The sequence below is a fragment of the Mesorhizobium sp. M1217 genome, from assembly GCF_040318275.1.
In the GTDB taxonomy this organism is placed as follows: Bacteria; Pseudomonadota; Alphaproteobacteria; order Rhizobiales; family Rhizobiaceae; genus Mesorhizobium.
In genome coordinates this window covers 282,340-289,636 of the sequence record NZ_JAMYMA010000009.1, presented here as the reverse complement: position 1 = coordinate 289,636, position 7,297 = coordinate 282,340, and the positions used below count along the sequence as shown (strand labels likewise).

Sequence of the window (7,297 nt, the reverse complement as noted above, 5' to 3'; positions counted from 1 at the left end):
AGCCTCCGCCAAGCTCAACTGGCCCGTCTGCTTCACTGCCATCGCGATTCCCTCAGACCGTCCACCTCAGAGAATCACAATCAGCGAATTACGCAACAGGCCCCTTGTGGGAGAAGGTGGATTGGCGCGCAGCGCCAAGACGGTTGAGGGGCGCTGGACGAAGTGCGGTTTTGCCAAGCTGGAACACCCCTCATCCGACCGAGCTTCGCTCGGCCACCTTCTCCCACAAGGGGAGAAGGAAAGACCGCACCCGTTGGCAGCGCCAACGAAGCTCGACTGTTTCACAAGCGCAATGTGCACAGCGTCACAAACCGCTTGACCTGAAAGCGCGTTGGGTCAATCTTCACTGCTAAGAATAAAATACTACTGAGCGGAAAACGCTTGGGCCGTTCAACGTGAGCGTCGATGACGCCTCGCGAGATTGCGGCTGTTGCCGATGGGGAACATCAAAAATGGGGAATTCGCGTAAATGAGCACGATAGTCACCACCTTGGTGCCGCCTGCCGAAGGGCAGCTGCACCGGAACATCGATTGGCGCGGCGCCTTTTGGGTGGCAAGCGGCGTTCCGGCCCTTGTCCTGTTTTCGATCGGCGGCATTGCCGGCACCACCGGAACGCTGGCCTTCATGATCTGGACCGCATCCATGATCATGGGCTTCCTGCAATCCTTCACCTATGCGGAAATCGCCGGCCTGTTCCCGAACAAGTCCGGCGGCGCCTCGATCTATGGCGCCACCGCGTGGCTGCGCTATTCGAAATTCATCGCGCCGCTTTCGGTGTGGTGCAACTGGTTCGCCTGGTCGCCGGTGCTGTCGCTCGGCTGCTCGATCGCCGCCGCCTATATCCTCAATGCGCTGGCGCCGGTGCCGCTGTTCACCGACACTTCGCCGGAAGTCGCCGCCTATATCGCGGCCCATGCCGGAACCAGCGCCGCCGACGCCATCACCGCGGTCACCACTGCGGCGACGCCGGCGATCCGCAACTGGACGCTTTACGGTCATACGCTTGGCCCGGTTTCCTTCACCTTCAATGCCACCTTCTTCATCGGCGCGGTGCTGATGCTGATCATCTTCTCCATCCAGCATCGCGGCATCCTTGGCACCGCCAACGTGCAGAAATATATCGGCCTGCTCGTCATCATCCCGATGCTGATCGTCGGCGTGGTGCCGATCGTCACCGGCCAGATCGACTGGGCAAACTTTTCGCCGCTGGTCCCGCTCGCGGCAGCCTACGCGCCGGAGCCCGGCGCGTGGAACATCGCAGGCTGGACGCTCGTTCTCGGCGGCATGTTCATCGCGGCATGGTCGACCTACGGTTTCGAGACCGCCGTCTGCTACACCTCCGAGTTCAAGAACCCGGGCACCGATACGTTCAAGGCGATCTTCTATTCCGGCCTTCTGTGCATGCTGCTGTTCATCCTGGTGCCGTTCACCTTCCAGGGCGTGCTCGGCTTGAACGGCATGCTGGCGACGCCGATCGTCGACGGCTCCGGCGTTGCCGATGCGCTGGCTGGCATGGTCGGCGGCGGACAGCTGATCCACAGCCTGCTGGTCATGCTGATGATCCTGGCGCTGGTGCTCTGCATCATGACGGCGATGGCCGGCTCTTCGCGCACGCTCTACCAGGGTTCGGTCGACGGCTGGCTGCCGCGCTACCTCAGCCACGTCAACGAGCACGGTGCGCCGACGCGGGCGATGTGGACCGACTTGATCTTCAACCTGATTGTGCTGGCCATCGCTTCGGCCGACGCGACGAGCTTCTTCTTCATCCTCGCCGTGTCGAATTGCGGCTACATCATCTTCAACTTCCTCAACCTCAATGCCGGCTGGATCCACCGCATCGACAATGGCCACATTGCGCGGCCATGGAAGGCGCCGAGCTGGCTGCTCGGCCTCGGCGCTATCTTTGCCTATGTCAACGCGGTCTTCATGGGCGCCGGCGCCAAGGTCTGGAACCCGATGGCATTGTGGGCCGGGCTGATCACGGCCGCCTTGATCATCCCGGTGTTCTGCTTCCGGCACTACATCCAGGACAAAGGCAAGTTCCCCGACCACATGCTGGCCGATCTCGGCATGAACTCGTCCGACCTCGCAGTGCGAAAGGCGGGCATGCTGCCCTACCTGACGCTGATCGCCGGCGTCGCGGTGATGCTGCTCGCCAACTGGCTGTTCGTCATCTGAGGCTTGCCTTGAGAGCAATTCCAGGAAAAGGTGTGAACGGTTTTCCGGCCGGAATTGCCTCAAAACAAAAAATAGAGCGGTTCGGCGTTTCCGTGAAACGATGAACCGTTCTACGGATTGGGCGCGCGATGCGCGCTCGATCGCTTGCATTTTGTTCTTGCTTTGTGCCGGCAGCTATGCTACTAATCCCGCCATGGTGCTGACTCGCACCGAGACCCGCCGCTGAGGCGGGTTTTTCGTTTCAGGCCCGGTGCCAGGCTCAATCGATCTTGATGAACACGCCCTTGGTGTTGAGATATTCGTCAAGGTGTTCGGCGCCGCCCTCGCGGCCGTAGCCGCTCATCTTGTAGCCACCGAAGGGCACGGCCGGATCGATGGCGTGATAGGTATTGACCCAGACCGAGCCGGCGCGGATCTTGCGCGACAGCCGGTGGGCGGTGGCGAGATTTTGGGTGAAGACCCCTGCAGCCAGACCGTAAGGCGTGTTGTTGGCCCGCTCGACCGCTTCGTCCAGCGTGTCGATGGGCAGTGCTGAAATCACCGGCCCGAAGATCTCCTCGCGGGCGATCTTCATGTCGTCCGACACACCGGCAAAGACGGTCGGCGCGACGAAATTGCCGGCGGCAAGCGCGCCTTCCGTGAGCCGTTCGCCTCCGGTGACGAGTTTCGCCCCTTCCGCAGTGCCGGCCTCGAGGTAACCGGTGACCCGTTGCAACTGCTTTTCGGAGACGAGCGGGCCAATCTCGGTCGCCGGGTCGATGCCGTCGCCGACCCTGAGACCCTTGGCGTATGCAGCGAGCCGCTCGATGAACTCGTCATGGACCGCGCGTTCGACGAAAAGGCGCGAACCGGCGATGCAGATCTGGCCGGAATTGGCGAACACCGACATCGCGGCCACCGGCACCGCTTTGTCGAGATCGGCATCGGCGCAGACGATGACCGGCGACTTGCCGCCAAGCTCCAGCGAGACGCGCTTGAGGTTGCCGGCCGAGGCGCGCACGATCGACTGGCCGGTCGCCGTCGAGCCGGTGAAGACGATTTTGTCGACGCCCATGTGCTCGGCGAGTGCGGCGCCCGCCTCGGTGCCGGTGCCGGTGACGATGTTGACGACGCCTTCCGGGACGCCGGCCTCGTTCATGATGTCGGCGATCAGCAGTGGCGTCAGCGGCGCCTCTTCCGATGGTTTCAGCACGATGGTACAGCCGGTCGCCAGCGCCGGGCCGATTTTCCAGATCGACGCGGCGGTCGGCGCGTTCCAGGGAATGATGGCGCCGACGACGCCGACCGCCTCCTTGCGGGTGAAGGAGACGATTTCGCCGGGCAGCGAGTTCTCGATCGTCTCGCCGTGCAGCGCCGTCGCCATGCCGGCATAATAGCGCAGCATGCCGATGACGCGGTTGCGATTGGCGCGGGTGCGCACGATCGGCATACCCATGTCGGTGGTGTCGGAGAGGCTGATCTCTTCCCAGTTCTTTTCGAAGAGATCGGCGATCCTCAGCAGCAGTACCTGCCGCTCGTAAGGTTTGAGCCGGCTCCACGGTCCCTCGAACGCCTTGCGGGCGGCAGTCACCGCCAAGTCGATGTCGAGGCGGTCTCCGCGCGGCACCGTGGCGATGACCGCGCCGGTGGCAGGATTGCGGGTCTCCATGGTCCGGCCGGAGCGGGCATCGACCCAGCCACCGCCGATGAACATCTGGCGATGGCGTCCGTCGATCGGCAGCCGCAGCGGTGCCTGAGCTATGGTCATGACGGTCCTCCTCCGGCACCTACGCCTGGTGGGCGGATTAAACCGCCGGAGGTCACATTTGCCAACAGCTCTATTCGGCCGCCAGGGCCAGTTGCGGCCTTTCGTTCTTTTCTTCCGTCTCGGCCGGCTGCTCCACCACCTTCTTGGGCTCCCGGCCGAAGAACAGCGCGTAGGCTGCCGGCAGGACAAGGATGGTCAGCACCGTGGCGACCAGGATGCCGCCCATCATGGCATAGGCGAGCGGCCCCCAGAAGACGCCGCGCGAGATCGGGATCAGCGCCAGCACCGCCGTCAGCGCCGTCAGCACGATCGGCCGGAACCGGCGAACGGCCGAGCCGATGATGGCCTCGGAGCGCTCCACGCCGGCGGCGATGTCCTGGTCGATCTGATCGACCAGGATGATCGAGTTTCGCATGATGATGCCGAGCAGGGCGATAACACCGAGGATGGCGACGAAGCCGAACGGCGCACCGCTGATCAAAAGTGCCGCCGCCGCACCGATGATGCCGAGCGGACCGGTCGCCAGCACCAGCATCGCCTTCCCGAAATGCTGCAGCTGGATCATCAGCAGCACGACGATGACCGCCAGCATGACTGGAGCTTTCGCCGCAATCGAGGCCTGGCTTTCGGCCGCATCCTCGGCGCCGCCCTGGATCTCGATCTTGTAGCCGGGTGCGAGGCCGGCGCGCAGGCCCGACATCTCGCCATACATTTTCATGGCGACATCGTTCGGCTGCACGCCATCCGGCAGCGTGGCGCGTACGCTGATGGTCGGCAAGCGGTCGCGCCGCCATTCGACGCCTTGCTCCAGCACCGGGACAATCTTGGCGACCTGCGACAGCGGCACGGAGCCACCGAAATCCGTCGGGATATAGACGGAATCGACCGCCGACAGCAGGTGACGGCTTGCCTCCGGTTCGCGGGCGACGATCGAAACCGTCTCCTCGCCGTCGCGGAAGTCATCGAGCGGCGCTCCCGACATGGTCGCCTGCAGCATCTGGCGGATGCGCTGCGAGGTGACGCCGAGCGCACGGGCGCGATCCTGGTCGATCACCAGCTTCATCGCCGGCACCGGCTCCAGCCAGTCGTCGTGGATGGCGCCGAGCAGCGGATTTGCCTGGAACTTCGCCTTCACCTCGTCGGCGATGCGGCGCACCTCCTGGCGATCCGGACCCATGACGCGCATCTGCACCGGCCAGCCGGTCGGCGGACCAAGGAACAGGCGGTCGACCTTGGCGCGGATCGACGGGAAATCCTCGGCCAGGATGGTGCGCAGCTTGACAATCAGCCGCTCGCGGGCCGGTTCGTCATTGGCCATCACCAGAAGCTGGGCGAAATTCGGATTGCGAAGCTGCTGGTCGAGCGGCAGGAAGAAACGCGGCGCGCCTTCGCCGATATAGGTGGCGATGAAGCGCTTGTCCTTGTCGTCCATCATCCTGGCTTCGAGCGCCTTGGCCTGTGTCTCGACTTCCTTGATGCTGGTGCCTTCCGGCAGCCAGAGGTCGACAAGGATTTCCGGGCGCGACGATTGCGGGAAGAAATTCTGCGGGATGAACTGGAACGCCCACAGGCTGGTGGCAAAGGTCATCATCGTCATCACCAGCACGATGATGCGATGGCGCACGGCCCAGGTCACGGTCGAGCGAAGGCGACGGTAGAAGCCCGTGTCGAAGACATCGTGATGGCTGCCGGCGTGCTTGCGCTGCTTCAGGATCATGTGGCCGAGCCATGGCGTGAAATAGACCGCCGCGAACCAGGACACGACCAGCGCGATACCGACGACGTAGAACAGGGTGCGCACATATTCGCCGGCCGTCGAGGCGGCGAAACCGACGGGGATGAAGCCGGCCGTGGTGATCAGCGTGCCGGTCAGCATCGGGAAGGCGGTCGAGGAATAGGCGAAGCTCGCCGCCTCGACCTTGACCAAGCCTTCCTCGAGCTTTCGCTCCATCATTTCGACGACGATCATCGCGTCGTCGACCAAGAGGCCAAGGGCGATGATCAGCGCGCCGAGCGAGATGCGCTGCAGGTCGATGCCGAGCTCGTACATGATGGCGAAGGTGGCGGCCAGGACCAGCGGAATGACGATCGCGATCACCAGACCCGAACGCCAGCCGATCGACAGGAACGAGACGACAAGCACGATCAGCAGCGCTTCACCGAGCGCTTCCATGAACTCGGCCACCGCATCCTTGACGACTTCCGGCTGGTCGGAGACCTGGTCCACCGACACGCCATAGGGCAGCGCCTCCTCGAAGCGCTTGTAGGTCGCTTCGACGTCCTTGCCGACGTCGGTGACGTTGAAGCCCTTGGCCATGACGACGCCGAGCTGGACGCTGTCATGGCCGTTGAAGCGGTATTTGCGCTGATAAGGGTCCTCGAGGCCGGAGGTCACGGTGGCGATGTCGCCGAGGCGCGTCACCTGGTTGCCGGCCCGCAGCCGAAGCTCGCGAATGTCGGCCGCCCTGGCCACGTCGCCTTCGACCGAGATGCGCACCGAACGCTGGCCGGTGTCGACCGAACCTGCCGGGTCGACATTGTTCTGGCCCCTGATCGCATTCTGCAGGTCGGTCAGCGTCAGGCCGCGTTCGGCAAGCACCTTGGATGAAACGTCGATGTAGAGCTTTTCCGGCTGGTCGCCGATGATCACGGCTTTCTCGACGCCGGGCGTCGTCAGCAGCATGTCGCGTGCCTGGATGGCGAATTTCTTCAGCTCGGGATAGCCGTAGCCATCGCCGCTGATCGAATGCAGGGTGATGAATGTGTCGCCGAATTCGTCGTTGAAGTAGGGCCCGAGCAAGCCCTGCGGCAGTTCATTCGAGATATCGCCGACCTTCTTGCGCACCTGATAGAACGCATCCGCGACCTGCGCGGGACTGGTGTCGCCCTTGACCTGCAAGGTGATGATGGCGCTGCCGGCGCGGGTGTAGGAGCGGACGAAATCGAGATGCGGCGTTTCCTGCAGCTTGCGCTCGATCTTGTTGACGACCTGGTCCTCCATCTCCTTGATCGAGGAGCCCGGCCAGATCGCCTGGACGACCATGACGCGGAAGGTGAAATCGGGATCTTCCTTCTGGCCCATGCGCATCAGGCCGAGCGCACCGGCGACGATGATAAGCCCGAACAGGAAGCGGGCAATGCTCGGATGGCCGATTGCCCAGCGCGAAAGATTGAAAGACCGCTTTTCAGTGGTGTCGGTGGTCATCGGCGTCAGTCCGTTTCAATTTGATCAACAGAGCACGCGCTTTCGCATGCCCAAGGAACTTCCGATGTGGGCTTCCGAGCGGCGAGGCTTTCCGAGTTGAGAGATCTACATCGCGGTGGGACACGAGGATCGATGTGGGGGTTACATCGACCTGAGATCTCGAAAA

Annotated in this window: 3 protein-coding genes; 1 reads left to right on the top strand and 2 read right to left on the bottom strand. The window is 63.3% G+C overall.

Annotated features, from left to right (window positions below; genetic code table 11):
• Positions 1-469: 469 nt before the first annotated feature.
• On the top strand, positions 470-2,179 hold the full coding sequence (locus tag NKH37_RS17995) for a trimethylamine N-oxide permease (RefSeq protein ID WP_352482684.1): 1,710 nt from the start codon (positions 470-472) through the stop codon (positions 2,177-2,179).
• Between the two features lie 259 nt (positions 2,180-2,438).
• On the opposite strand, the gene NKH37_RS17990 is transcribed toward NKH37_RS17995, so the two are convergent.
• Together NKH37_RS17990 and NKH37_RS17985 are read right to left on the bottom strand one after the other, a co-directional pair.
• Positions 2,439-3,926: an aldehyde dehydrogenase family protein gene (locus tag NKH37_RS17990; protein WP_352857987.1), complete on the bottom strand. Its 1,488-nt coding sequence runs from the start codon at positions 3,924-3,926 to the stop codon at positions 2,439-2,441.
• A 70-nt stretch (positions 3,927-3,996) separates the two neighbouring features.
• A complete protein-coding gene (locus tag NKH37_RS17985; RefSeq protein WP_352493975.1) occupies positions 3,997-7,131 on the bottom strand; it encodes an efflux RND transporter permease subunit in 3,135 nt (1,044 codons plus the stop codon).
• Positions 7,132-7,297 lie beyond the last annotated feature (166 nt).

Bases quoted from the DNA above. Each gene is read 5' to 3' on its own strand.
- NKH37_RS17995 (WP_352482684.1), top strand. From the start codon at position 470: ATGAGCACGATAGTCACCACCTTGGTGCCGCCTGCCGAAGGGCAGCTG.
- NKH37_RS17990 (WP_352857987.1), bottom strand. From the start codon at position 3,926: ATGACCATAGCTCAGGCACCGCTGCGGCTGCCGATCGACGGACGCCAT.
- NKH37_RS17985 (WP_352493975.1), bottom strand. From the start codon at position 7,131: ATGACCACCGACACCACTGAAAAGCGGTCTTTCAATCTTTCGCGCTGG.